The 24,838-nt window shown below is 67.2% G+C and carries 16 protein-coding genes and 5 pseudogenes; 4 read left to right on the top strand and 17 right to left on the bottom strand.

Features of this window, described 5'->3' with window-relative positions; genetic code table 11:
• Positions 1-2: 2 nt before the first annotated feature.
• Together A2G06_03935 and A2G06_03930 are read right to left on the bottom strand one after the other, a co-directional pair.
• The gene (locus A2G06_03935; GenBank protein ID ANA39655.1) at positions 3-1,184 is read right to left on the bottom strand and encodes an MFS transporter; all 1,182 of its coding nucleotides are present in this window, start codon (positions 1,182-1,184) and stop codon (positions 3-5) included.
• A gap of 21 nt (positions 1,185-1,205) precedes the next feature.
• Positions 1,206-2,693, bottom strand: a complete 1,488-nt coding sequence (locus tag A2G06_03930) for an AAA family ATPase (protein ID ANA39654.1) — start codon at positions 2,691-2,693, stop codon at positions 1,206-1,208.
• Between the two features lie 224 nt (positions 2,694-2,917).
• Here A2G06_03930 and A2G06_03925 point away from each other — a divergent pair, with 224 nt between their 5' ends.
• On the top strand, positions 2,918-4,003 hold the full coding sequence (locus A2G06_03925) for a hypothetical protein (GenBank protein ID ANA39653.1): 1,086 nt from the start codon (positions 2,918-2,920) through the stop codon (positions 4,001-4,003).
• Positions 4,004-4,086: 83 nt separating this feature from the next.
• On the opposite strand, the gene A2G06_03920 is transcribed toward A2G06_03925, so the two are convergent.
• Positions 4,087-4,275, bottom strand: a complete 189-nt coding sequence (locus A2G06_03920) for a MerR family transcriptional regulator (protein ANA39652.1) — start codon at positions 4,273-4,275, stop codon at positions 4,087-4,089.
• A 139-nt stretch (positions 4,276-4,414) separates the two neighbouring features.
• On the opposite strand from A2G06_03920, the pseudogene A2G06_03915 reads away from it, so the two are divergent.
• Positions 4,415-4,804: pseudogene (locus A2G06_03915) on the top strand (hypothetical protein).
• A gap of 79 nt (positions 4,805-4,883) precedes the next feature.
• Here the strand turns inward: A2G06_03915 and A2G06_03910 are convergent.
• The 9 genes and pseudogenes from A2G06_03910 to A2G06_03870 all read right to left on the bottom strand — a co-directional run bounded on the left by A2G06_03910 (position 4,884) and on the right by A2G06_03870 (position 17,626).
• On the bottom strand, positions 4,884-5,453 hold the full coding sequence (locus A2G06_03910) for a chemotaxis protein CheB (GenBank protein ANA39651.1): 570 nt from the start codon (positions 5,451-5,453) through the stop codon (positions 4,884-4,886).
• Complete coding sequence (locus A2G06_03905) at positions 5,446-5,841, bottom strand: histidine kinase (GenBank protein ID ANA39650.1); 396 nt, start codon at positions 5,839-5,841, stop codon at positions 5,446-5,448. Before A2G06_03905 ends, A2G06_03910 begins: the two co-directional genes overlap by 8 nt.
• A gap of 74 nt (positions 5,842-5,915) precedes the next feature.
• Positions 5,916-11,545 (bottom strand): annotated as a pseudogene (locus A2G06_03900) (excinuclease ABC subunit A).
• 294 nt (positions 11,546-11,839) lie between these two features.
• Complete coding sequence (locus A2G06_03895) at positions 11,840-13,393, bottom strand: FAD-dependent oxidoreductase (GenBank protein ID ANA39649.1); 1,554 nt, start codon at positions 13,391-13,393, stop codon at positions 11,840-11,842.
• Positions 13,390-14,879: pseudogene (gene glpK, locus A2G06_03890) on the bottom strand (glycerol kinase). The gene A2G06_03895 and the pseudogene glpK overlap by 4 nt, the downstream one beginning before the upstream one ends.
• 42 nt (positions 14,880-14,921) lie before the next feature.
• Positions 14,922-15,398, bottom strand: a complete 477-nt coding sequence (locus A2G06_03885; protein ID ANA39648.1) for a hypothetical protein — start codon at positions 15,396-15,398, stop codon at positions 14,922-14,924.
• A 30-nt stretch (positions 15,399-15,428) separates the two neighbouring features.
• Entirely contained in the window at positions 15,429-15,638 is a 210-nt protein-coding gene (locus A2G06_03880) for a hypothetical protein (GenBank protein ANA39647.1), read from the bottom strand.
• A gap of 31 nt (positions 15,639-15,669) precedes the next feature.
• Complete coding sequence (locus tag A2G06_03875; protein ID ANA39646.1) at positions 15,670-16,260, bottom strand: Rossman fold protein, TIGR00730 family; 591 nt, start codon at positions 16,258-16,260, stop codon at positions 15,670-15,672.
• Positions 16,261-16,694: 434 nt separating this feature from the next.
• Positions 16,695-17,626 (bottom strand): annotated as a pseudogene (locus A2G06_03870) (hypothetical protein).
• A 257-nt stretch (positions 17,627-17,883) separates the two neighbouring features.
• Between A2G06_03870 and A2G06_03865 the strand changes: the two are divergent.
• A complete protein-coding gene (locus tag A2G06_03865) occupies positions 17,884-18,786 on the top strand; it encodes a LysR family transcriptional regulator (GenBank protein ID ANA39645.1) in 903 nt (300 codons plus the stop codon).
• Positions 18,787-18,983: 197 nt separating this feature from the next.
• A complete protein-coding gene (locus A2G06_03860) occupies positions 18,984-19,478 on the top strand; it encodes a cytochrome P460 (protein ANA39644.1) in 495 nt (164 codons plus the stop codon).
• 68 nt (positions 19,479-19,546) lie between these two features.
• Here the strand turns inward: A2G06_03860 and A2G06_03855 are convergent, their stop codons facing one another.
• From A2G06_03855 to A2G06_03835, 5 genes and pseudogenes are all read right to left on the bottom strand, one after another.
• The gene (locus A2G06_03855; GenBank protein ID ANA39643.1) at positions 19,547-20,302 is read right to left on the bottom strand and encodes a hydrogenase; all 756 of its coding nucleotides are present in this window, start codon (positions 20,300-20,302) and stop codon (positions 19,547-19,549) included.
• A 20-nt stretch (positions 20,303-20,322) separates the two neighbouring features.
• A pseudogene (locus A2G06_03850) lies at positions 20,323-21,839 on the bottom strand (hydrogenase).
• A complete protein-coding gene (locus A2G06_03845; GenBank protein ANA39642.1) occupies positions 21,836-23,272 on the bottom strand; it encodes a hydrogenase in 1,437 nt (478 codons plus the stop codon). Before A2G06_03845 ends, A2G06_03850 begins: the two are co-directional and overlap by 4 nt.
• Positions 23,273-23,276: 4 nt before the next feature.
• Positions 23,277-23,918 (bottom strand): hydrogenase, encoded by a 642-nt coding sequence (locus A2G06_03840; protein ANA39641.1) that lies wholly within the window; start codon positions 23,916-23,918, stop codon positions 23,277-23,279.
• 3 nt (positions 23,919-23,921) lie between these two features.
• On the bottom strand, positions 23,922-24,830 hold the full coding sequence (locus A2G06_03835; GenBank protein ID ANA39640.1) for a hydrogenase: 909 nt from the start codon (positions 24,828-24,830) through the stop codon (positions 23,922-23,924).
• Between the last annotated feature and the right edge of the window lie 8 nt (positions 24,831-24,838).

Here is a 24,838-nt window from a genome sequence, read left to right as displayed (position 1 = left end):
GGTCAGAAGGCCCGCGAATTCCGCTCCTCAGGCAGAGCCTCCCTCACCAGGGCGAGCAGCAGGACCGCCGCCAGGGCAGCCAGCCCCGCGCCAAAAAGGAATGCCGCCCCCTGCCCGGCCCTCTCCCAGATCAGGCCGAAGAGCACGCTGGCCGGCAGCGCCCCCACGCCCACGGCGAAATGGTACCAGCCGAAGGCGCCGCCCCGGGCCTCGGCGGGGACGAGATCGGCCACGAACGCCTTTTCGGTCCCTTCGGTCATGCCGTAGAAGGTGCCGTAGACGGCGAAGAGCAGCCAGCAGGCCGGCTCGGATGCGGCTGCGGCAAACCCCAGGTAGGAGAGGGCGTAGACTGCCCAGCCGGCAACGATGACCCGCCTGCGGCCGATCCGGTCCGACAGGGCGCCGAAGGGGGTGGACGCCAGCATCTTCACCAGGTGGAAGAAGGCCCACAGCAGCGGGATGCGCGCCGGTGGAACCCCCAACTGGCCCGCCCGCAGCAGCAGGAAGGCATCGGAGGAATTGCCCAGCGTGAACAGGACGAGGACGGCCAGGTACCGGCGGAGCCCGCCCCGGGGCACCGCCCCCAGAATGCTTCCGTCGCTGGTCCGTTTCCGCTCCACGTCGCGGACCCGCAGGATGATGAGGAGCACGGCCAGGAGCCCCGGCACGGCCGAGAGCCAGAACACGGTCCGCAGGTCCAGGGCGGCGCCGGCCAGGAGCAGGGTGGCGAGCAGGGGCCCCACGAGGGCTCCGGCATGGTCCATGGCCCGGTGAAAGCCGTAGGCCTTCCCCCGGACCGTGGAATCGGATGAATCGGCGATGAGGGCATCCCGGGGCGAGGTCCGCACCCCCTTCCCCACCCGGTCGGCGAAACGGACGGCCAGCACCGCGGCCGGCCCCGTGGCCGCGGCCACCAGGGGACGTGCCAGGCTCGACAGGGCGTACCCGGCCAGGACCAGCCCCTTGCGGCTTCTGGTCCGGTCGGACACGATGCCGGAGACGAGCTTCAGCAGCGCCGCGGTCGATTCGGCCACCCCTTCGATCACCCCGAGAAACGCAGGGCCTGCCCCGAGCACGGTGGTCAGGAAGAGGGGGAGCAGCGGATAGATCATCTCACTGGAGACGTCGGTCAGAAAGCTGACCATCCCCAGGATGAGCACGTTGCCGGAGATGCCTGAAAGCATGAAACGCCCCGAAATTGAAGATTAGAACTTGCCCGCCGCCGGCACGGCCCGCTTGAAGGCCCACGCCTCGATCTTCTTGATCTGCTCGGCCATGGTGACCGAGAGCGGCACGGTGCGGCTCACGGTAACGATGACGTCCTGCTGGGTCAGGGTGCGCCGGTCCGCCCGGGCCTCGAAGGCGGCGGAGAGCACCGCCTGTTCGATCTCGGCGCCGGAGAACCCCTTGGTGGAGCCGGCCAGGAGCGGCACGTCGAACCGCGCACTATCCGCCTTCTGCCGTGCCAGGTGAATGCGGAAGATATCCTCCCGGGCGCCGGCGTCCGGGAGCCCCACGTAGAAGATCTCGTCGAAGCGCCCCTTGCGGATGATCTCGGCCGGCAGCATTTCGATGGCATTGGCCGTGGCCGCCACGAAGACGGGCGCCCTCTTCTCCTGCATCCAGGTGAGGAATGACCCCAGCAGCCGCGATGCCGGCCCGCCCTCGGCCTTGAACCCCTGCACGGAGATCCCCGATTCGATCTCGTCGATCCAGAGCACGCAGGGGGCAACGGCCTCGGCGGTGCGGAATGCCTTGCGCAGGCTCGATTCAGGGGTGCCGAAACTGCCGTCGTAGACCGCGGCCATGTCGAGCCTGATGAGCGGCAGCCGCCACCGGGCCGCAATGGCCTTCACGAACAGGGACTTGCCGCAGCCGGCAATCCCCATCATGAGGATTCCCTTGGGCAGGGCCGCGCCCGAGGCGATGCTCTCCAGGCCGAAGGCCCGCTCGCGCCGCTCCATCCAGGCCTTCAGGTTCTCCATCCCCCCCACCTGCTCCGGCGCGGTATCGTTGGCCACGAACTCCATGATGCCGCTACGGCGGATCACGGCCTGCTTGGTCTCGAACAGGGAGCGCACCATCTCGTGACCGGCAGCATCGGGGACGTTCCGCAGGGCCCGCACGCCCCGCTCGATGTCGACGAGGTCGAGCCCCTGGGCCGCCACCACCAGGTGATCCATAAGCCCGGGATGGCCGGAGCAAGCCGCGGCCAGCACCTGCTCGCGTCCCTTGAGCTGCTCCAGGAACGCGGTGATCTCCCCGATCCCCGGCAGGCCCTGGCCGAGCACGACGATATCCTCCCGCAGCTCCGCCGGCACCGACTCATCCCTGGCCAGGACCACGGCCGCCTTCCCCCGGGCACGGACGGCGAATTCCTTCAGCTTGCGGATGACGTAGGGATTGTCGCTCCAGAACCAGGAAAGGTCCTTGAACAGGATCATCAGCGGTGCCGGGTGAGCCAAGGCATGATCCAGGGCCGCCACGGGGTCCACGGTGCCGGGCACCACCGTGCCGTCGCGGGTGAAGCCGTCGGTGCAGGTCCAGACCAGCGGTGAACCCGCCCCCTTGAGCCGGGCCGTCGCCTGCCCCACGATGGCCTCGGTGCGCCGCTCGTTGTCGGTCACCACGCACACCAGATTTGCCCCTGCCCCCATGAGCCGCACGAGCCCCTGTACGCTCAACTGTTCCATGTGCCCTCCCCGCAGCCGTGCGCGTCAGGACGGCAGCGGCCATTCAAGTGTACCGTACCATACCGCCCCGTAAATGATTTCTCAAGTCCGGCGGCATTTGTCCGATACGTTCAATGCGAGGCAGTATGCCAGGGAGCGGGACAGGGTTTCGGCAGGCCCGGACGGGCGGCGGGAACGGAACGGCGCGGCAGGCAGCCGCGCCCCAGGGACGAAAGGAGGCAGGGATGGTCATTGCGGGATCGGACGTCACCATGGGCAGCAGCCGCGTATCCATCGAACGGTACGAGCGGAAGGAGTCGCTGAAGATGTGGGTCGGCGACGAGCGGCCGGATTTCGAAGGAGAAGGGCGGGGGATCGGCCTCGGCCCGGACCGAGTCGATCTCTCGGAGCGAAGCAGGGCGGCGGAGGCGCATGCCCGCAACGCGGAGAAGAAGCAGGCCGCGGAAGATACCGAAGAAACGGGGTGCGGCTGCGCCGAGGACACCCTGGAGCCCCGCCTGCGACTGCTGAAAGACCTGATCGAACAATTGACCGGCCGCTCGATCAGGGTCTTCGACATGGAAGAGGCGAAAAAGGCCGCCAACGCGACTGACGGAAAAGGAACCGCCCCGGCCGGCACCGGGGATGACGGGCGAGCCGGCTTCGGCATCGAGTACGATTTCTACGAATCGCGCTACGAATTCGAAAGCACCGCCTTTGCCGCGTCGGGAGTGATCCGGACCGCCGACGGCCAGGAAATCCGCTTCGACCTGGGAATGCTCATGGAGCGCGAGCACTTCAGCGAAACAAGCGTGAGCCTGAGAGCGGGCGATGCGGTGAAAAAGGACCCCCTGGTCATCAATTTCAACGGCACGGCAGCGGAACTGACTGATCTCCGTTTCTCCTTCGACCTGGATGCGGACGGCACCGCGGACCGGATCGCCTCCCTGGGCTCCGGCAGCGGCTACCTGGCCCTGGACCGCAACGGCGACGGCGTCGTGAACAACGGGAGCGAACTCTTCGGCCCCACCACCGGCGAGGGATTCGCCGAACTGGCCGCCTACGACGATGACGGCAATGGCTGGATCGACGAGCGGGACGCCGTCTTCAGCCAGCTCACGGTATGGACCGGCGCATCCGCCACCTCGGCCGGCACCCTGACCGGCCTGGCCCGGGCCGGGATCGGGGCCATCTATCTCGGCAACCAATCGACCCCCTTCGACCTGAAAGACGGCGACAACCAACTCCTCGGCTCGGTGCGAAGCACCGGCATCTTCGTGGGCGGGAAGGGATTTGTCGGCACCGTGCAGCAGATCGACCTGGCGGTGTAGCCTGCTCCGGCCCAACGCACGAGGGGCGCCGCTCCCGGGAGGACGGCGCCCCTTCTCTATGCTGCCGGACCGGACCACCGGCTTCAGAGGCCGGTCATCTCCTCAACCTTCAGCTCCACATCGTCCATGTTGAGCCGGACCACCTTGCCCTTTTCCTCCTCGGCCCGGACGAGCCCGTCCTCCACCCATCCCAGGAGCTTCGCCCGCTCCACGCCGAACTTCGCTACGGCCTCTTCCACCGTGCACCATGCTTTGATCGTCTCGATGGTCATGGCAAACCTCCCTTCCAGGCATCGTCCTCTTCGTTAAGTATACCACCGGATTGGCCATTCATGCCCCCTTGATCTGGCGGCCGGAAATCATTAGCGTTCGTGCTGGGCGATCATGGAGCCCGCAACCAGGAGGCCCGTCATGCCGGTCTACGAATTCTACTGTGCCGACTGCCATACCGTTTTCAACTTCCTTGCCCGGCGGGTGGACACCACGGCGAGCCCGGCCTGCCCCCGGTGCGGCCGACCGGGGCTCGACCGGCGGGTATCGCGCTTCGCCATATCCCGGAACCGGCCGGACGAGCCCCTGGACGGGATGCCCGACCTGGACGAGGAACAGTTGGAACGGGCCATGAGGAGCCTTGCCGACGAAATGGAGGGACTGAACGAGGATGATCCGCGCCAGATGGCCCGCTTCATGCGGAAATTCCAGGAGGCCACGGGCATGAACCTGGGCCCGGCATTCGATGAGGCCATGGGGCGCCTGGAGGCGGACGAAGACCCGGAGACCCTGGAAGAGGAGATGGGCGATGAGGAGGCGGGAACCCCATGACCGACACCGGCCTGCCTCCCCGAGGCCGGCAAGCCCCTCGCTCAAGCGGCCCTGACCGCTACTCCCCGTTCACCAGACGTTCGATCAGCTTGCCCATCTTCACGTCGGGGAGCACGTAATCCACCGCCCCGGTGGCGATGGCGGAGCGGGGCATCCCGTACACCGACGCCGTTTCCCGGTCCTGGGCGATGGTGATCCCCCCGATCGACTTGATGTGACGGATCCCCTCGGCCCCGTCGTTCCCCATGCCGGTGAGCACGATCCCCACGAACACGTTGCTGCGGGACCGCTGCAGCGATTTCATGGTCACGTCGGCGGACGGCTGGACATAGTTCACCCGTGGGCCGCTGACCAGCATGATCCGGCGGTTTCCCTCCAGGGCCAGATGGCATCCGCCCGGGGCCAGGTAGACATGGCCCGTCCGGAGGTATTCACCGTCTTTGGCCAGGCTGACCGGCATGACGGACACCTTGGCCAGGCTCAGGGCCACCCGCTCGTCCATGCCGGGCTGGATGTGAAGAACCACGATAACGGCGGCTTCCAGCCGGGGCAGCGTGGAAAACAGCGTCTTGAGGGTGATGGGGCCGCCTGTGGAAACTCCGATGACAACGATATTGCCGTTAAACATGGGGAGCGGCTTCCTCCGCCAGGAGCAGGCGGTAGTGCTGGACGGCCTCGTACAGATGCCGGGGGTCGATGGGTTTGGCCAGGAAATCGCTGACATATTCCTGGAGCCCCTCCATCTGGCTGTCCGGCTCCCCGATGCCCGTGAGCATGATGATGACGTTCCCCTCGTAGAGCCCCCGCCGCACGATCTCGCGGATCGTGGCCCAGCCATTCATGCGCGGCATCATCACATCCATCAGGATGACCCCCCGGAATCCCGCCTCAAGCTGGGCGAGGCAATCTTCGCCGCCGGCAGCGGTCGTGATGGCGCCCCCCTTCACCCGGAACATGTCTTCCACGGCGGCCCTGACCATTGCCTCGTCGTCCACCAGCATCACCCGAACATCCATCGCACACCTCCCTGACCATGAAAAAACAGGGGGGCGGAACCGCCGGACGGCCCGGCCTCCCCATGACATTACCGCTACGCTGATGGACCGGCGCGCCGCCGCTCCCGCAAAAACTCCCCGAGAATCCTCCCCGTATGGGACACATCCCCCATGCGGGCCACTTCCTCCGGCGTTCCCCGGGCCACGATCCTCCCGCCGCCGTCACCCCCCTCGGGCCCCAGGTCCATGAGCCAGTCGGCCTCGGCGATCACGTCCAGGTTGTGCTCGATGACAATGACCGAGTTCCCCGCCTCCACCAGCCGGTGCAGGACCCGGACCAGCTTCTCCACGTCGGCCATGTGGAGGCCGATGGTGGGTTCGTCCAGGATGTAGAGGGAGTGGGGGGCGGTGCGGGGCGCCCGGAGCGCATCCTTCACCGGCTTTGCCTTGGCCAGCTCGGTAACGAGCTTGATCCGCTGGGCCTCGCCGCCGGAAAGGGTCGGGCTCTGCTGGCCCAGGGTCAGGTAGCCGAGCCCCACGTCCTGCAGGAGCTGGAGCGGGTGGAGGATCGACCGGTGGGCGGCGAAGAATTCCACTGCCTCGTCCACGCTCATGGCCAGGAGGTCGCCAATGGATTTACCCCGGTGGCGGACCATGAGGGTCTCGGGGGTGAAGCGCAGCCCCCCGCACACCTCGCACGCCACCTTCACGTCGGGGAGGAAGCTCATCTCGATGGTCTTCACCCCCTGCCCTTCGCACTCGTCGCACCGCCCCCCCTTCACGTTGAAGGAAAAGCGGGAGGGGCCGTACCCCCGCAGCCGCGCCTCGGTGGTGCCGGCGTAGAGTTTCCGGATGGCGTCCCAGAACCCCACGTAGGTGGCGGGGCAGGAGCGGGGCGTCTTGCCGATGGGGGTCTGGTCCACCTCCAGCACGCGGCTGAGCTGGTCCCAGCCCCGGATCTCCCGGCACCCCGCGGCGGCATGGGCTCCCCTGCCGTGGGCCAGAAGCCCCTGGAGCCCGGCGTGGAGAACGTTGCGCACCAGGGTGCTCTTGCCGCTCCCCGAGACGCCGGTCACGCAGACCAGACGCCGGAGCGGGAAGGACACGTCGATCTCCCGCAGGTTGTGAAGGGTGGCCCCCAGCACCTGGATGGCCGGTTCCTCCGGCGGCGGCGCAGGTCGCCGCTCCACCAGGGGATGGCGCAGGGGTTCGGCCAGGTAGCGCCCCGTGAGGGAGTCCGGGGCCGCCATGATCTGGTCCAGGGTCCCTTCGGCCACCACCAGGCCGCCGTTGACGCCGGCGCCGGGGCCCAGGTCGATGACGTGCTCGGCCCGGCGGATGGTTTCCTCGTCATGCTCCACCACCACGATGGTGTTCCCCTTCCCCTCCAGCTTCCTCAGGGTGTCCAGCAGCATCCGGTTGTCCCGGGGGTGGAGGCCGATGGTGGGCTCGTCCAGGATGTAGCAGACCCCCCGCAGGTTCGAGCCCAGCTGGGCCGCCAGCCTGATCCGCTGGGCCTCGCCGCCGGAAAGGGTCGGGGCCGCCCGATCGAGCGACAGGTACCCGAGCCCCACCTCGCCCAGGAAGGCAAGCCGCGTCGTGATCTCGGCCACGATATCGCGGGCGATGGCCGCCTCCCGCCCCTCAAGACCCAGTTCGGCGATAAAGGTGGCAGCCTGGATCACGGTGAGGGCCGTCAGCTCGGCAATATTCCGGTCTCGGAAACGGACCGACAGGGCCTCGGGGTTGAGCCGGGCGCCGCGGCAGGCGGAGCAGGTCCGCTCCTCCCCCTCGAACCACTCGTTCCACCAGATCTCCTCGCCGGTCTGCTCCGCGTCGAAGCCGGGAATCTCCAGCCCCGTGCCGAAGCAACGGGGGCACCAGCCGTGGCGGGAGTTGTAGGAGAAGAGGCGCGGGTCGGGCTCGGGGAAGCTCTGGCCGCAGGAGGTGCAGGCCCTGAGCGTCGAAAAGAGTAACTCCGCTTTCGATTGGCTGCCGGCGTCGGCGTGCGCCACCGCCACCCGCACCACCCCCTTGCCGAAGGCCAGGGCCCGGTCGAGAAGCTGCCGCAGTTCCCCCTCCCCTTTGGCCGACACGGTGATCTCCCCCACCGGCAGGTCGATGTCGTGCTCCCGGAACCGGTCGAGGCGTGGCCAGGGCTCCACCGGGGTCATGACGCCATCCACCCGCAGGTGCGTGAAGCCCTTGCCCGCGGCCCACGTGGCCAGGTCGGTGTAGTACCCCTTCCGGGCCGTTACCAGCGTTGCCAGGAGCGCCACCCGCTTCCCCCTGAACTCCCGCAGGAGCCGGGCCGCGATGGCGTCCGGGGTCTGGGGGGTGATGGGAATGCCGCAGTCGGGGCAGTGCTGGACCCCGAGCTTCACAAAGAGGAGCCGGAGGAAGTGGTAGATCTCCGTCATGGTTGCCACGGTGCTCTTGCGCCCGCCCCGGCTCGTCCGCTGCTCGATGGCCACCGTGGGCGGGATGCCGAGGACCGCGTCCACGTCGGGGCGGGCAGCGGGCTGGACGAACTGGCGGGCGTAGGCGTTGAGGGATTCCAGGTAGCGCCGCTGCCCCTCGGCAAAGAGGATGTCGAAGGCCACAGTGGACTTGCCGCTCCCCGAGATGCCGGTGATGACCGTGAAGCGGTCACGGGGCACGGCGATGGTGACATTCTTCAGGTTGTGCTCCCGGGCATGGACGATGCGGATGGACCGGTCCGGCACCACGGCGGGGAGCGCCTCCGCCGTCGGCTGCGTCGATACCCGCACCAGGGCGGCCAGTTCCTCCCCGTACTCCTGCAGGCTCGACCGGTATGGCTTTCCGGGCACGCCATCACCTGGGCCGGTGTCCCGGCGCAGACCACCCGCCCCCCGGCATCGCCCCCCTCGGGGCCCAGGTCGATCAGCCAGTCCGCGGCGCTGATCACGTCCAGGTTGTGCTCGATCACCACCAGGGAGTCCCCGGCCTCCAGCAGCCGGCGAAAGGCGGCCAGGAGCCGGGCGATGTCCTCGAAATGGAGGCCGGTGGTGGGCTCGTCGAACAGGAAGAGGTTCCCCGCCCCCGTGCGTTTCCGTCCCCCCACTTCGGCCAGGTGGCCGGCGAGCTTCAGGCGCTGGGCCTCACCGCCGGAAAGGGTCGGCACCGGCTGGCCCAGGCGGAGGTAGCCGAGCCCCACGGCCTCCAGGGGCTCCAGGCGCCGGAGTACCTCCCGCTGATCGGCGAAGAAGGCCACCGCCTCGGTCACGGTCATCTCCAGCACATCCGCGATGGACAGGGGGCGCCCGCCCCCTCCCGGCACGAGCCGCACCTCCAGCACCTCGGGCCGGTAGCGACGGCCGTCGCAGTCGGGGCAGCGCAGGTAGACGTCGGAGAGGAACTGCATCTCCACGTGCTCGAAGCCGTTGCCGCCGCAGGAAGGGCAGCGGCCGGTGCCGGCGTTGAAGCTGAACGTGCCGGTGGTATAGCCCCGCTCCTTGGCCAGGGGCTCGGCGGCGAAGAGCTTGCGGATGGCGTCGAAGGCCCCCACGTAGCTGGCCGGATTCGATCGCGTCGTTTTGCCGATGGGGGACTGGTCGACCAATACGACGTCGCCGATCAGCTCCGCACCACGGATGGCAGTGTGCGCCCCCGGCGGCTCGGTCGGTTTCCCTTTCAGCTTCAGAAGCCCCCGGTGGAGCACATCCTGCACCAGGGTCGACTTGCCCGAGCCGGAAACGCCGGTGATGCAGACGAGACGGTTCAGGGGAATGCGGACGTCGATCCCCGTGAGGTTGTGAGCGGCGGCGCCGAGGACTTCGAGGGCGGAGTGGCCGGTCGACTCCCCCCTTTGCGAAAGGGGAGCCGGGGGGGATTTCGTTCCCACTTCAAATCCCCCTGAATCCGCCGTTCGCAAAGGGGGACTTTCTGCAACCCGTCGCTCCCCCGCCAGATACTGGCCGGTCAGCGACCGCTTCTCCCCCAGGATCGCCCCCGGCGTCCCAAAGAAAACCACCTCTCCCCCCCGCTCCCCCGGCCCCGGACCCATGTCCAGCAGCCGGTCGGCCGCAAGCATCACCTGGGGGTCGTGCTCCACCACCAGGAGCGTGTTGCCCGCGTCCCGCAACTGCCGCAGCACGCCGATCACCCGCCCCATGTCCCGGGGGTGGAGGCCGATGGAGGGTTCATCCAGCACGAAGAGGGTATTGACGAGGGAGGTCCCCAGGGCCGTGGTCAGGTTGATCCGCTGAACCTCGCCCCCGGACAGGGTACGCGACTGGCGGTCCAGGGTGAGGTAGCCGAGCCCCACCTCCCCCAGGTAGCCGAGGCGGGCGCGAATCTCCCGCAGAAGGAGCTCCGCCGCCTCGTCCAGGGGGGCCGGCAGCGCCAGGCCGCCGAAAAACGACGAGCAGCGTTCCAGGGGCAGGAGCATGACATCGTGGATGGTGAGGCCGGGGAGGTGGCGTAGAACCTCATCGGGCAACGCCAGCCCCCGGGGGCGGAACCGCGCTTCCGGCGGCAGGACCCGGTCGGCCTCATCCTTTGTCCCGAGCCGCCACAGGAGCGCATCGGGGGAGAGCCGCGCCCCCCCGCAGGCGGGGCAGAGGGTGTAGGCCCGGTACTTGGAGAGGAGGACCCGGATGTGCATCTTGTAGCTCTTGGTTTCGAGCCAGTCGAAAAAGCGTCGCACACCGTACCAGAGCCCGTCCTCCCAGGAGCCCTCCCCCTCGATCACCCACTGGCGCTGCTCCGCTGTCAGCTCCCGCCAGGGCACGTTCACGGGAATCCCCCGTTGAGCGGCAAAGGAGATCAGGTCGTCCCGGCATTCCCGGTAGCTCTCGGTCTGCCACGGCTTCACGGCCCCGTCCGCCAGGGACCTGGATTCGTCCGGAATCACCAGACCCGGGTCGATGCCGATCACCCGGCCGAACCCCCGGCAGGTGGCGCAGGCCCCCACCGGCGAGTTGAAGGAGAAGAGGTGGGGCGCCGGGTCCTGGTAGGAGATGTCGCAGTCCGGGCAGTGGAGGTCGCTGGAAAAGCGCCACGGTTCCGCCACGGAACCTTCGCCGGCGGGACGGACGAACACCCGCCCGTGCCCGACGCGCAGCGCCGCCTCCATCCCCTCCACCAGGCGGGAACGGTTCGCCGGTGCCAGGCGGGTGCGGTCCTGGATCACCTCCAGGATGCCTTCCTCCTCCCGGTGGATGCGGGTGTATCCCTGACCGGCCAGAAACCCCTTCACCTCGTCGGTGGAAAAATTGGCCGGCACCGGCACCGGGAAGGTAACCAGCACGGCGGTCCCGGCGCCGGCATCCCGCGCCAGCAGCTCATCCGCGATGCTCTCGGGCGTGTCCCGCCGCACCGACCGGCCGCAGCCGCGGCAGAAGAGCCGCGCGGCCCGGGCGAACAGGAGCTTCAGGTGGTCGTTCAGCTCCGTCATGGTCCCCACGGTGGAGCGGGAGGTGCGCACCGGGTTGGTCTGGTCGATGGCGATGGCCGGAGGAATCCCGTCGATCCGGTCCACGGCCGGGCGGTCCATCCGCTCCAGGAACTGACGGGCATAGGGGGAAAAGGTCTCCACGTAGCGGCGCTGCCCCTCGGCGTAGACCGTATCGAAGGCGAGCGACGACTTCCCCGAACCGGAAACGCCGGTGACGACAATCAACTCGCCCAGGGGAAGGTCGAGATCGAGATTCTTCAGGTTATTCTGGCGGGCGTTGCGGATGGAGATCGATTCGTGGGCCATGGGGAGAGAGTATAACAGGCAAACGGGTGCAACGCGATGGAAACGATGGGGACACCGAATACCGACGCGACGGTGTCAGGACGGTGCCTCCCCTTCTGCCGCCGTGACCGGCGTGCGCGTGCCCCAGGCGTGGTCATGATGCGCATGGTTGGCGGTGCGGTCGCCGGCCAGCAACTGCTCCTGGAGCCCGGTCGCGTCCCCGTAGAAAACCTTGAACCCCAGCCGGCACGGGTTCAGGCTACGGGGTACCGCGCCGGCGCGAAAGCTCCGTTCCCGGTTCGGGCAAAAGGGGCCTCACTCCGGCAGGTAGCCCCCGGCCAACGTGGTGAACGCGGCAACCTGCGCCGCCTGCCAGGCGCTGTCCCGCCCCAGCTCGCGGGCCATCAGCTCCGCCACCCGCGGGGCCGCGGCCACGGCGGCGCGGGCATCCAGCAGCAGCGCCCTGGTGCGGCGGGCCAGGACATCCTCCACCGTGCGGGCCCACTCGTGGCGCACCCCCCAGACGACCTCCCCGGCTCGGTAGGGGAGCGCCGGATGCAGGGGCTCACGCCAGGCGGAGTTTTCAGCCAGGAGTTGCTCCAGGGCTGCGGCATCGCAGCCGTAGACCTGCAACGGCCCGTCCGCCGTACCCTCCTGCCAGCCATGAATCCGCAGCGTCTCCGTGACCGACGGCCGATGATCCAGGCCGGCCACCTGGGCAGCGGCGGTAACCGTGTCCTCCCCCATCTTCCGGTAGGTGGTCCACTTGCCGCCGGCAATGGTGACCAGGCCGCTTCCCTCCACCAGCAGGGTGTGGTCCCGGGAAAGGGAGGCGGTGGTGCCGCCGCCGTCGCTACGGACCAGGGGCCGGATGCCGGCGAAGGTGCTCAGCACGTCCCGACGCTCGGGATGGCGGGTCAGGTAGCGGGCCGCATGGGACAGGAGAAAGTCGATCTCTTCCGGCAGGGGGCGCGGCTCCAGCCCGGCCGCCGGGATGGGTGTATCGGTGGTGCCCACCACGGTCCGGCCGTGCCAGGGGACCGCGAACAGGACGCGCCCGTCATCGGTGTGGGGAACCATGATCGCGCTGTCGCCGGGCAGGAACGAGCCGTCCAGCACCAGGTGCACCCCCTGGCTCGGGGCAATGAGGTCCCGGGCCGCCGGGTCGGCAAGCCGCCGCACCCCGTCCACGAACGGACCGGCGGCATTGATCACCGCCCGCCCCATGATCCTGAAGGCGCGGCCGGTCTCCCGGTCCCGCGCCTCCACCCCGGCCACGAGACCGTCATGGCTGATGATGCCGGTCACCGGGAAGTGATTGAGCGCCACCCCGCCCAGGTCGGCCAGGGTCAGGGCCAGGCTGATCGCGAGGCGCGCGTCGTCGAACTGGCCGTCGTGGTAAATCACCCCGCCGCGCAGGCCACGGGGCTCCACGGTGGGGATGTGATCCAGGGTCTCTTCCCGGGACAGCAGGCGGGACGGCCCCAGCCCCAGCGTGCCGGCCAGGACGTCGTACAGCTTGAGCCCGATCCCGTAGAAGGGCCCCTCCCACCAGTCGTAGAGCGGCACCACAAAGGAGAGGTTGTGCACCAGATGCGGGGCGTTGCGGATGAGCAGACCCCGCTCCCGCAGTGCCTCCAGCACCAGCGAAAGGTTCCCCTGCTGCAGGTAGCGAACCCCGCCGTGGATCAGCTTGGTGCTCCGGCTGGAGGTCCCCTGGGCAAAATCCCCCTGCTCCAGAAGAAGGGTCCGGTAGCCGCGGCCGGCCGCCTCCACCGCCGTGCCGAGGCCCGTGGCGCCCCCGCCGATCACGATCATGTCCCAGACCTCGGTCTCGGTCAGGTATCGCAGCAGATCCTCGCGCTTCATGGCTGAACCCACCCTTGGGACCGCTCCAGGGCCCTGCTCCAGGTGGAGCGCAGCTCAGCCGCCCGGCCCCGATCCATGGCCGGCTCAAAGGTGTGCTCCGCCTGCCAGAGCCGGCCGATCTCGGCCCGGTCCCGCCAGTAGCCCGCCGCCAGCCCGGCCAGGTAGGCCGCCCCCAGGGCCGTGGTTTCGCGCACCCGGGGCCGCACCACCGGCACGCCAAGGAGGTCGGCCTGGAACTGCATCAGCATGTTGTTGGCCGTGGCGCCGCCGTCCACCCGCAGCTCGGCCAGGGGGGTAGCCGCATCGGCCTCCATGGCCTCCAGCAGATCGGCCGTCTGGAAGGCGATGCTCTCCAGGGTGGCCCGGGCGATGTGACCGGCGGTGGTGCCGCGGGTGATGCCCAGCAGGGCGCCCCGGGCGTAGGGATCCCAATGGGGAGCGCCCAGCCCCGCAAAGGCCGGCACCAGGTAGACCCCGCCATTGTCCGGGACCGAGGCGGCCAGGGTCTCCACCTCCGCCGAGGAACGGATGATGCCGAGCCCGTCCCGCAGCCACTGCACCGCCGCGCCGGCCACGAACACGCTCCCCTCCAGGGCGTACTCCGTGCGGCTGCCCAGGCGGCAGGCCACGGTGGTCAGGAGGTTCCGCCCCGAGAGCACCGGCCGCTCGCCGGTCTGCATCAGCATGAAGCAGCCGGTGCCGTACGTGTTTTTCACCATCCCGGGCCGGTCGCAGAGCTGGCCGAACAGCGCGGCCTGCTGGTCCCCCGCGATGCCGCAGATGGGGATGCGCGCCGCCAGGAAGCGGGCGGCAGTCTCGCCGTAGACCTCGCTGGAGGCCACCACTTCGGGCAGGATCGCGGGCGGGATCCGGAGCAACTCCAGCAGTTCCGGGTCCCAGGCGCCGTCGTGGATGTTGAACAGGAGCGTCCGGGAGGAGTTGCTGGCATCGGTCAGGTGCCGCTCACCGCCGGTCAGGTTCCAGACCAGCCAGGAATCGACCGTGCCGAAGGCCAGTTCACCCGCCTCGGCCCTGGCCCGGGCCCCGGGCACGTTATCGAGCAGCCAGGCCAGCTTGGTGCCTGAGAAATAAGGGTCCAGCACCAACCCGGTCCTGGTGCGGAAGGTCGGCTCCAGCCCCTTGGCCCTGAGCCGGTCGCACTCGCCGGCCGTGCGCCGGTCCTGCCAGACGATGGCGTGGTGGATCGGCCGACCGGTACGGCGGTCCCAGACCACCGTGGTCTCCCGCTGATTGGTGATGCCGATGGCGGCAATGTCCGCAGCGGTAATCCCGGCCCGGGCAATGGCCTCGACCACCACCCCCAACTGGGAGGCCCAGATCTCCTCGGCATCGTGCTCCACCAGCCGGGCTGGGGAAATATCTGGCGGAACTCCTTTTGGGCGAGCCCGAGCACGTTCCCGTCATGGTCGAACACCAGGGCGCGGGAACTGGTCGTCCCCTGGTCGAGCGCAAGGATGAAGCTCATGGCAGGGCTCCTTTGCCGGATGAATGAGGCGGGGGCGCCGTCTCAGGCGTTGGGCTGCCCCCTGTCCGCCAGCCGCCCGCGCAGCTCTTCGAGCATGGCGTGCACCTCGGCGATCGCGGCGTTCTGGGCGGCGAGGTTGTCGAGAATGGCCCTGATTTCCGCCTCGGCCTTCTGGTTGACTTCATAATCGTTGTGGGCCTCGATCCGGTCGCGGGCGGCCTGCCGGTTCTGGCTCATCATGATCATGGGCGCGGTGTAGGCCGCCTGCAGGGACAGGACGAGGTTCATCAGGATGAAGGGGTACGGGTCCCAGTGCCTGATCCACGCGGTGATGTTCAGGATCACCCACAGGGTGAGAAGCACCGACTGACCGATGATGAACTGCCAGGAGCCGACCCTGGATGCGATCCAGTCGGCCGCCCTCTGCCCTGCCGTCAACTGCTCCCGGACGACTTCATTGACGTTCTTTACCGGCGCGTGCTCGTGCCGATAGGGTGCCGGGAAAACGGGGCGGTGCATGGGGACCTCCTTGGGCGGGGATAACGGTTCTCAGGTACCTCTCGCAAGCCATGCGACGGCCTTGTCGATCGAGTCGAACGCACGGAGCTCAAACCCGCGATTGGCCGCAGCGGTTTTGAGGAACTCATCGTCTTCCGCAAAGTTCTGGCGCACGGCCTGCCCCATTTCATTGGGTCCGTGCCGCCCCATGCCCGCGGCGACCACCGGGAGAAGCCGCCGGTCCGCCCATGGGCCAGCCACACGGGATCCGCGGCAGCAGGCCTCTTGCGGCTCACACATTGTTCAGCTTCAATGCCCATTCTGCCTTGTCCGGAGCGGGTGGACGGCAGAGGCGCATCGTCTCCAGCAGTCCGGCCGGGTCCCGGTCCACCAGCAGTGCCTCGCGGCAGCGCGACCGGACAAACCCTTCTTCGGCCATGCGATCGAAAAAATCCAGCAACCGGTCATAGTAGCCGGCACTGTTCAGCAGGCCGCAGGGTTTGGCGTGAATGCCCAATTGCGACCAGGAGAGCACCTCCACGAACTCCTCAATGGTGCCGATCCCGCCGGGCAGGGCCATGAAGCCGTCCGACAGCTCCGCCATGAGAGCCTTGCGCTCATGCATGGTTTCCACCACGTGCAGGTCGCTCAGGCTGGTCAGGGCAACCTCTTTGTCCACCAGCAGCCGGGGGATGACGCCGGTGACCCGGCCGCCGCCCTCCAGCACGGTCCGGGCCAGGACCCCCATGAGGCCGATGCTTGCCCCGCCGTAGACCAGCTCGGTCCCCGTTGCCGCCAGCAGTCGCCCGAGCTCCCGCGCCGCCTCGGCATAAGCCGGCCGCGCGCCCGGACTGGAACCGCAAAACACGCAAATGCGCTTCATGTATCCTTCCTTTGCCCGTACCGCCCACTGTCACGCTGGCGCGGGCATGTAGATGTAGCGATCGCCACGGCATCGGCATTCGCGGGCCATCGGCCGGCTCTGCCCCGGTGGCGCACGTGCCGTCGGACTCGTTACCGCCCTGGTCCGCCGGGTAGCCGACTGGGCGTCCGGGGCACTCTTCCCAGCACGGCAAGGGCAACACAAAAAAACTTAGCACACGCCCGCTTGCCGGCAAAACGCTTTTTCAGCAAGTGATCCCGCTATCACAAAATATTGCCCCCATGGAAGCATCTGGTTTTTCTGCTACCGCAGCCGTTGCCGGCCTGTTTCACATAACCCGCGCTTGCAAGGGGCAGGCCGTTTACTTTCCACTGACAGGCATTATGCCTAGAGGCACGTACTGTCCGCACGGACTGGCAACCCGCGCTTCAGGTTCACGCCACCCCCAGCTCTTTCAAGGCAGCGAGAGTCAGTGCGCTCACCAGCACCCACAGGATAGCCGCCTGAACCAGAGGTCTTATTCCGACTGTTCTCAACACCTCCCTGCTCAGTCCCGCGCCAACCATAAAAAGGGTCATGACAAGGCATTGCCTTGCGATGGCAGCCAACTCTCCCCAGTAATGCTCATACATCGGCAACAGTGTCCTGAGTGTTGCCGCCGCCATAAACCCGACAATGAACAGGGGAATGCTGACTTTTTGCTCCCCGCCCTTGATCAGAGACACTACCATTACGACCGGTGCGATCCAGACGGCCCTGGTAAGCTTGACGGTAGTTCCGACAGTCAATGCCAGGGCGCCATATGCCGATGTAGCGCCAACGACGCTGCTGGTGTCGTGAATGGCAAGCCCCGACCAGACGCCGAACATGTTCTGGTCAAGTTGCAGCCAGCGCCCGATCAGCGGGAACAGCAGGAGAGCCACGGAGTTAAGGGTAAAGACCGTTGCCAAGCTACCGCAATTTCGTCATCCTTTGCTTTCAGGACCGGTGCCATGGCTGCGATTGCGCTGCCGCCGCAGATTGCGGTGCCGAACGAGATAAGGGCGGATGTGTTTTTGTCTGTCCGGAACAGCTTACCAAGGACGCTCCCGAGGAGCAGGGTGCAAACGATGCCAACCGCGCTGTACCAAATGGAGTCCTTCCCGGTTTGTATCACCTCACCCAGGCCTAGCCCGAACCCAAGTCCGACGACTGAAATCTGCAGAAGCATTTTACTATAATGTGCGGTCTGTTGCGGCCACGGGTTCCCCACTGACAGGCTGAAAAGCACCCCCATGGCCAGAGCCGGGGCAGTACCAACCCAAGGGGTTGCACACAGTACCAGCAGGATGACGAATAGCGTCTTGCGTAACCGATCGATGTCCATGGCATACTCCTGTGATCAGAGGCTCTTGCAAAACTACTGCGGGGCCGGTCTCCGGTGGGGCCGGTCACTCGAAAGCCCACCGTACCGACGGCTACGCTTCGCGTCCTCGCTCGCTTGCGCCCGGCACCCCGGCCTCCCCATAACGTTTTTCAAGAGCCTCATCTACATAGTCAATTGCATCATACGCCACCTTGTATATAATAAAAAATGAGTAATATGCATTATTTTGTTCAATACACGTTATAAGGACTGACACAATGGCGATAACCCTGAGGCAACTGGAAATCTTTGAGAAAGTAGCAAAATGCGGACACGTGACCCAGGCAAGCAAGCAGCTCTTTATAACGCAGTCAGCAGTAAGTATGGCTATTGCCGAGCTGGAGCGATTGGCAGGGGCCCCCCTCTTTGAACGGCACGGAAAGCGTCTGATCCTGAATGATCGGGGGCGGAAAATACTGCCGGGAGCAGAAGAGGTGATCAGGAAAACCGGAGAGATAGAGCAGTTTTTGAATGATTCTGTCGGTGAGCCGAGGGGAACTCTTAATGTCGGGGCAAGTACCACCATTGGAAACTATATCCTGCCTGGCATCGTTGCAGAATTTTCGCGGGAATATCCCAAGGCAAAGGTATTGTTGACCATCGGGAATGCCCGGCAGATAGAGAACGCCCTGGAAAATGGCGACCTCGACCTTGGGTTGATTGAAGGGATTCCGCACTCCGGCGTTCTCGATACAACTGCCTGGAAACACGATGAGCTTGTCGTCGTGGTCGGCAAAGGACATCCATGGGCATGTGATAGGTCCGCGTCCGTGGAGATGCTGAGAACAGCCCCATGGATCATGCGGGAAAAGGGATCCGGAACGAGGGAAGTGTTTGAGGCCGCAATGGCCAGCAGAAACATCGAGTTCTCAATTTCTTTGGAACTGGGACACTCTGAAGCCATTAAAAAAGCGACTGAAGCAGGGTTGGGAGTGGGATGCCTTTCGAGAATCGCCGTCGGGAGAGAACTGGAACATGGCTGGCTGGTAGAGATCGAATGTCCACTGGACCTGAGAAGGACCCTTTCAATCCAGACAAGGACATGTGGATACAAGACGAGGTTGTTGCAGGAGTTTTGCTTGCTGCTGAGCCAACACCGGGATGCTGGCGCTGACATGTAGCTGTGCCCGCCTGCCGGGTGGCACAGATGACATGCACCCCACATGATGCTTGCGGGCGGGGGATTCACATTCATGTCTCGTGGAAAACTGACCACTTGACTCAGCGCCCTGCTTCGATGGGCCACGGTTACCCTTTGCACGCCGGGGCTCTGCGGTACAATTGATCAGGTATGGCAGCCCCACAAAGGAGGTACCCCATGAAACAGATGTTCGCAGCCCTTGCCCTGACCCTGGCCGGCGCGGCCGTAAGCGGCGCCGGGGAGCTTCCGGTGGCGCCCAACGGGATCGCCTGTCTCACCGACTACCGCGCCTGGGAAGCGGTGGCCCCGTCCTGGCGCGACGACCGGGGACAGATCCGGGTGATCCTCGGCAACCCCACGGCCATGAAGGCCCTGCGGAGCGGAACCCGCCCCTTTCCGGACGGCTCGACCTTTGCCAAGCTGGCCTGGAGCGCGAAAAAACACCCGAAGTTCCCGCTTGCCACGGTGCCGGACGCCTTCGCGCAGGTTGAATTCATGGTAAAGGACGGGGAAAAGTTCAAGCCCACCGGCGGCTGGGGCTTTGCCCGTTTCGTGGGGCAGGAGCTGAAACCCTACGGCAAGGATGCCTCCTTTGTCCAGGAGTGCTTCGGCTGCCACACCCCCGTGAAAGACAACGACTTCGTCTTCACCCACCTGGCCACCATCCCCTGAACGCACGACGGGGGAGCCGCCGCAGCGGCCCCCCCGTCTCTCTTCCCTCTTGTTTCGAACTAGTGCCGTTACGCCCCCTCGATCCTGCCGATCAGCCGCAGCAGTCCGTCCAGGATGGTGGCCGGATGGGGCGGGCAGCCGGGGATGAAGAGGTCCACCGGCAGGATGTCGGCCACGCCGTTGTGGGCCTCGGGCGAGCCGGCGAACGGGCCGCCGCCGATGGCGCAGGCGCCGCAGGCCACGACGATCTTGGGCGCGGGGATCGCCTCCCAGGTCATGAGCAGGGCCTCGCGCATGTTTTCCGTGACCGGGCCGGTGACCCAGAGGCCGTCGGCGTGGCGGGGGGAGGCGACGAACTGGATGCCGAAGCGCCCCAGGTCCCAGCCGATGGTGGAGAGGACGTTGGTGTCGGCCTCGCAGGCGTTGCAGCCGCCGGCGCTCACCTCGCGGAACTTGAGGGAGCGGCCCAGCAGGGAGCGGAGCGACGGCTCCAGGGGCCGGGCCAGGTGGTGCTCGCCGCCGGGGCGGACGATCAGGTGCTCGCGTTTCGTGGCGGCCAGCCGGTGGTCGGTGGTGAAGCTGACGAGCCCGCCGGCGGCGCACTCGGGGCAGAAGAGGCAGCGGCCGGTGTCCAGGGCCATGCCGTTGTCGCAGACGATGGCGCCGTGGGGGCAGGCTGCGGCGCAGGCCTCGGCGTCGGCGCGCCCCACCGTGGCGGGAAACGCCGGGTAGCCACGGAACCGTTGGGGAAGGCTCACCGGCTCCTTCGGATAGGCCATGGTCCGGTGTCCCTGCTTCAGCCGTGCGATGATCTCTCTCAACACATCGAATCCCTTTCGAACGCCTACAGATCGAACCCGCAGTACGACAGGTTGAAACTCTTGTTGCAGAGGGGGAAGTCGGAGATCTGCTCTCCCCGCAGTGCCATGGCGAGCCCCGGCCAGTTGTGGAAGGAGGGGTCGGTCACCTTGTAGCGCAGGAAGCGACCGTCAGCGCCGGTAATCGCCACGTGGCAGACCTCGCCCCGCCATCCTTCGGTGAGAGCCACGGCGATCCGGTCCGGCTGCAGGGGGCCCGCCTCGTTCCGGCAGCCGCCTCCGGGGAGTTGCTTGAGCTGCTCCCGGATGAAGTCGAGGGATTTCCCCGCCTCCAGCCAGCGCACCGTGGACCGGGCGCAGACGTCGCATGGTGGGCGGTGACCACCGGGATCTGGGCCATGCGGTAGATGCCGTAGGGGTGGTCGCGCCGCACGTCGCGGTTGAGGCCGCAGGCCCTTGCCGCAGGTCCCACCAGGCCCAGCTCCCGGGCGGTGTCGGCCGGCACGGTGCCGGTGTTCTCCAGCCTGCTCATGACCGACGGCGCGTCCCAGAGGATTTCCACGGCACCCTGCAGGTCCGACTGGGCGGCGTCGAGGCGGGCCAGGAGGTCGTCGCGTTCGGCCGGCCCCAGGTCGAAGAGGACCCCGCCGGGACGCACCAGCCCCCGGCCGAAGCGGCTGCCGCAGAGGACCGCGCTCATGTTGAGGAAATCGCCCCTGATCCGGCCGCAGAAGGAGGCGGTGGGGAGGTAGCCCACGTCGCCGGCAATGGCCCCCAGGTCGCCGGTGTGGTTCGCCAGCCGCTCCAGCTCCAGGGCGATGCCGCGCAGGGCCTCGGCCCGGGCCGGGACCCGGGTGGCCGCCAGGGCCTCCAGAGCCATGCAGTATGCCTGCATGTGGCCGATGGTGGTGTCGCCGGCAATGGCTTCCATGCGGAAGGGGGCGCGGGGGTCGGGACCGCCCATGAGCCCCGGCTCGATTCCCCGGTGCTGGTAGCCCAGGGATATCTCCAGGTGGAAGACCTCTTCCCCGTGGCACTGGAACCGGAAGTGGCCCGGCTCGATGATCCCGGCGTGGACCGGGCCCACCGCCACCTCGTGGACCTCGTCCCCTTCCACCCGGTAGTACTCCATGACCCCCACGGGGATGGGCTCGCCAACGGCGCGCCCCCAGGCGTCCCGGCCGGGAACGAAGGAGCGGTGGAACCGGACCGGCTTGAACCAGGGGTGATCCTCGGCGGGAAGGCCGCACTGCTCGGCGATCTCCCGCTCGAAGAGCTGCACCTGGGGACAGAAACGGGCGATGGACGGGAACGAACCGGCCGCGTCTGCCGTTGCCAGGGCGATGCTGCCGTCGGACGCGGAGGTAAGGGCGCAGCAGAGGGTGGCTCCGGCCTCCGTGGGGATGCCGAAGTAGGAGGAGACGCGCCAGCCCCGGTCCACGGCGTCGATCATCTGCTGGAGGAAGGCGGTCAACTCCAGGCGCGGCACCTCGTGGAAGGGGACGGCTGAACCGTTGTGCAGGATGAGGAACCGGGCGCTCATGGCGTTGCCTCCAGCAGGGCGGCCCCTTCGCCCAGAAGCCGCAGGAGCGGTTCCGGCAGCCAGACCCCCAGCATCAGGATCATCCCCAGCAGGGCCAGGGGCGGCCCCACGGTCAGGAGCCGGTCCCGGTAGTCGGTCCGCTCCGCGTCGGCCGGGGGCTCGCCCATGACCAGGGGCAGCACCGTGAGGGCCATGCCGATGAAGATCACGGCCAGGAAGAAAAGGAACAGGCCCCCCACCAGGTAGCGCCCCTCCACGAAGGCGCTGCTCACGATGGAGAACTCGCTCACGAAGGGGGAGAACGGCGGCGAGCCGGTTATGGCGATGAACCCGGCCAGGAAGAGGCCGGCGGACCAGGGGAGCCGGGCCAGGGCGCCGCGCACCACCTCGGTGCTCTTGCTGTTGAAGCTGCGGTGGATGTTGCCCGAGGAGAGGAAGAGAACCCCCTTGGTGAGGCCGTTGTTCAGCAGGTGGAAGAGCGCCCCGAACAGGGCCCCCTTGCCGAGCCCCAGGGCCACCGCCAGGATGCCCACGTGCTCCACGCTTGAATAGGCCAGCATCCGCTTGAAATCGGCCTGGCGCGCCATGAAGACCGCTGCCAGCCCCATGGAGATGAGCCCCATGGTCAGGAGTGCCTTCTGGAAGAAGAGGTATTCCCCGCCCGAGGCAAGGCTGATCTGATAGACCCGCAGGATGGCCAGAAACGCGCAGTTGACCAGCCCCCCGGCCAGGAGCGCCCCCACGAGCCCCGGAGCCTCGCCGTAGGCATCGGGCTTCCAGGAGTGGAGCGGGGCGATCCCCATCTTGGAGCCGAATCCCACCAGCATGAAGATGAAGGAGGCGTGGAGCCAGCCCGGGTTCAGCTCCCGGGCCGAGGCAAGGATCGGCCCCAGGAGCAGGGTGGCGTCCCGGTGGGCGACAAGCGTCGCGTAGGCCAGGAAGAAAAGCCCCAATAGCGCCAGGGCGATCCCCACGGAGCAAATCAGGAGGTACTTCCAGGTGGCCTCGATGGAGCGGGCGTTGCGGTTGAAGTAGATCAGGGGCGCCATGGTCACGGTGGTGGTCTCCACCGCCACCCAGAGGAGCCCCAGGTGCTGGGAGGAGGTCACCAGGGTCATGGCCGAGAGGCACGCCAGCAGCCCCATGCAGAGGACCCGGTTTGAGCGGTCCCGGCGGTAGGCCAGGTAGCCCACCGCGTAGACGGCGCAGACCAGGAACAGGGTGCTGATGCAGAGGAGCACGATCTTTCCGAGGGGGTCCAGGAAGATCCACCCCTGGGGTGACGGCGGCGGGGTCCACACCATGAGCGCCAGGGTCAGGAGGAAATGCGGGACGGCCACGGCCGGCAGCACCAGGGGGCGAAGCCGGTTGTCCGGGACGATCCAGGCCGCGAGGGCGCCCGCGAGCGGCAGGAGAACGGCGGCGGTCAGCATGGGCCTATTCCTCCTTCAGGGCGCTCAGGCGCGAGGTGTCGACGGAGGAGAACTCGCGGCTGATGTGGTTGATGACGATTCCCATGACAAAGATCCCCACCAGGAGGTCCAGGAGCACGCCGGCCTCCACCATGACCGGCATGGCGGTAGTCAGCAGCAGGCTGAAGATGAAGATGCCGTTTTCCAGAACCAGGTAGCCGATCACCTGGGAGATGGCCTTGCGCCGGGTGGTCAGGACCAGGAAGCCGGTCATCAGGGTGGCGATGGCCGCGGGCACGAAGAGCAGGTCCTGGTGCTCCGGGGCCAGGGGGAGCCGCTCCGAGAAGACAAAGGCCAGGGCCGTGGCCACGGCGCCCAGGATCAGGGTCGGCACGTAGCCGATGAAGGGCTCCACCTCCCGCTTGATCCGGGCCTTGCGCACGGCATCGCTGATCAGCCAGGGGATCACCAGTCCCTTGGCCAGGATGATCCCGCCGGAGATGGCCACCAGGTGCCAGGAGAAGGAGTGGATGATGCCGGGGAGCACCCCCAGGATCACCCCCTGCACGGCGGCGGCCCGGATGCAGAAGGCCATCCGGCTCGACCCCAGGACGACGAAGTTGATCAGCATGACCAGCACCAGCAGTTGGTCGGCAAGGGAAACCATGGGTTACCTCAGGATCAGGAGCATGGCAAAGGCGGAGAGAATCGTCGCCGCCACCAGCAGTTGCGGGATACGGATCAGGCGCAGCCGGGCCATGACCGATTCCACCACCCCCACGGCCACCGCCAGCACCAGCATGGATGCCACGAAGATCCCCCAGTCGGCCAGGGCGTTGCCGGTCCGCACGGGAAGGGCCACGTTCATGAATAAGGCCCCGAGCACGAAGAGCTTGAGGGCGGCGCCGTAGAGGATCAGGCCGAAGGCCGGGCCGCTGTGGTCCAGCACCATCACCTCGTGGATCATGGTCAGTTCCAGGTGGGTGGTGGGATCGTCGAAGGGGATGCGGCAGTTCTCCACCAGGAGCACCAGGAACAGCGCCCCCACCAGGAGCAGCAGGGAGGCACCGGCGGTGAGCCAGTCCCCCACGGTGGCGTGGGTGAGCATGGGGGTGAGGGACAGGCTGCCGCTCATGCGGGCCAGGGTGATCAGGGCAAAGAAGAGGGTCGGCTCGGCCAGACAGGAGAAGGTCACCTCCCGGGCCGCCCCCATCCCCTCGAAGCTGGAACCGGTGTCCAAGGCGGCCGCGGCGGTGAAGAACCGGGCCAGGCCGAAGAGGTAGGCAAAGAGGATCATGTCCCCGGCAAAGGAGACCGGCGCCGGGTGGTTGCCCAGGGGAACCAGCAGCGCCGCCACGGCGGTGGCGGCCAGGGTCACCACCGGCCCGGCGCGGAACACCCAGGTGGTGGTATCGCTGAACACGCTCCCCTTGCGCAGCAGTCGACCGATGTCATAGTATGGTTGCAGAAACGGCGCCCCGACCCGGCCGGCAAAGGCGGCCTTGGTCTTGACGATCACCCCCAGGAGCAGGGGGGGCATCAGGATCGCCAGCAGCAGATGGATGATGATGTCGAGCACGGCGCGCC

Source organism: Geobacter anodireducens, assembly GCA_001628815.1.
Lineage (GTDB): Bacteria > Desulfobacterota > Desulfuromonadia > Geobacterales > Geobacteraceae > Geobacter > Geobacter anodireducens.
This window is presented reverse-complemented; position numbering and strand designations above follow the sequence as displayed.

Bases quoted from the DNA above. Each gene is read 5' to 3' on its own strand.
- A2G06_03935 (ANA39655.1), bottom strand. From the start codon at position 1,184: ATGCTTTCAGGCATCTCCGGCAACGTGCTCATCCTGGGGATGGTCAGC.
- A2G06_03865 (ANA39645.1), top strand. From the start codon at position 17,884: ATGGCGATAACCCTGAGGCAACTGGAAATCTTTGAGAAAGTAGCAAAA.
- A2G06_03910 (ANA39651.1), bottom strand. From the start codon at position 5,453: ATGTTTAACGGCAATATCGTTGTCATCGGAGTTTCCACAGGCGGCCCC.
- A2G06_03905 (ANA39650.1), bottom strand. From the start codon at position 5,841: ATGGATGTTCGGGTGATGCTGGTGGACGACGAGGCAATGGTCAGGGCC.
- A2G06_03875 (ANA39646.1), bottom strand. From the start codon at position 16,260: ATGAAGCGCATTTGCGTGTTTTGCGGTTCCAGTCCGGGCGCGCGGCCG.
- A2G06_03840 (ANA39641.1), bottom strand. From the start codon at position 23,918: ATGGTTTCCCTTGCCGACCAACTGCTGGTGCTGGTCATGCTGATCAAC.
- A2G06_03845 (ANA39642.1), bottom strand. From the start codon at position 23,272: ATGCTGACCGCCGCCGTTCTCCTGCCGCTCGCGGGCGCCCTCGCGGCC.
- A2G06_03895 (ANA39649.1), bottom strand. From the start codon at position 13,393: ATGAAGCGCGAGGATCTGCTGCGATACCTGACCGAGACCGAGGTCTGG.
- A2G06_03930 (ANA39654.1), bottom strand. From the start codon at position 2,693: ATGGAACAGTTGAGCGTACAGGGGCTCGTGCGGCTCATGGGGGCAGGG.
- A2G06_03925 (ANA39653.1), top strand. From the start codon at position 2,918: ATGGTCATTGCGGGATCGGACGTCACCATGGGCAGCAGCCGCGTATCC.
- A2G06_03920 (ANA39652.1), bottom strand. From the start codon at position 4,275: ATGACCATCGAGACGATCAAAGCATGGTGCACGGTGGAAGAGGCCGTA.
- A2G06_03860 (ANA39644.1), top strand. From the start codon at position 18,984: ATGAAACAGATGTTCGCAGCCCTTGCCCTGACCCTGGCCGGCGCGGCC.
- A2G06_03885 (ANA39648.1), bottom strand. From the start codon at position 15,398: ATGCACCGCCCCGTTTTCCCGGCACCCTATCGGCACGAGCACGCGCCG.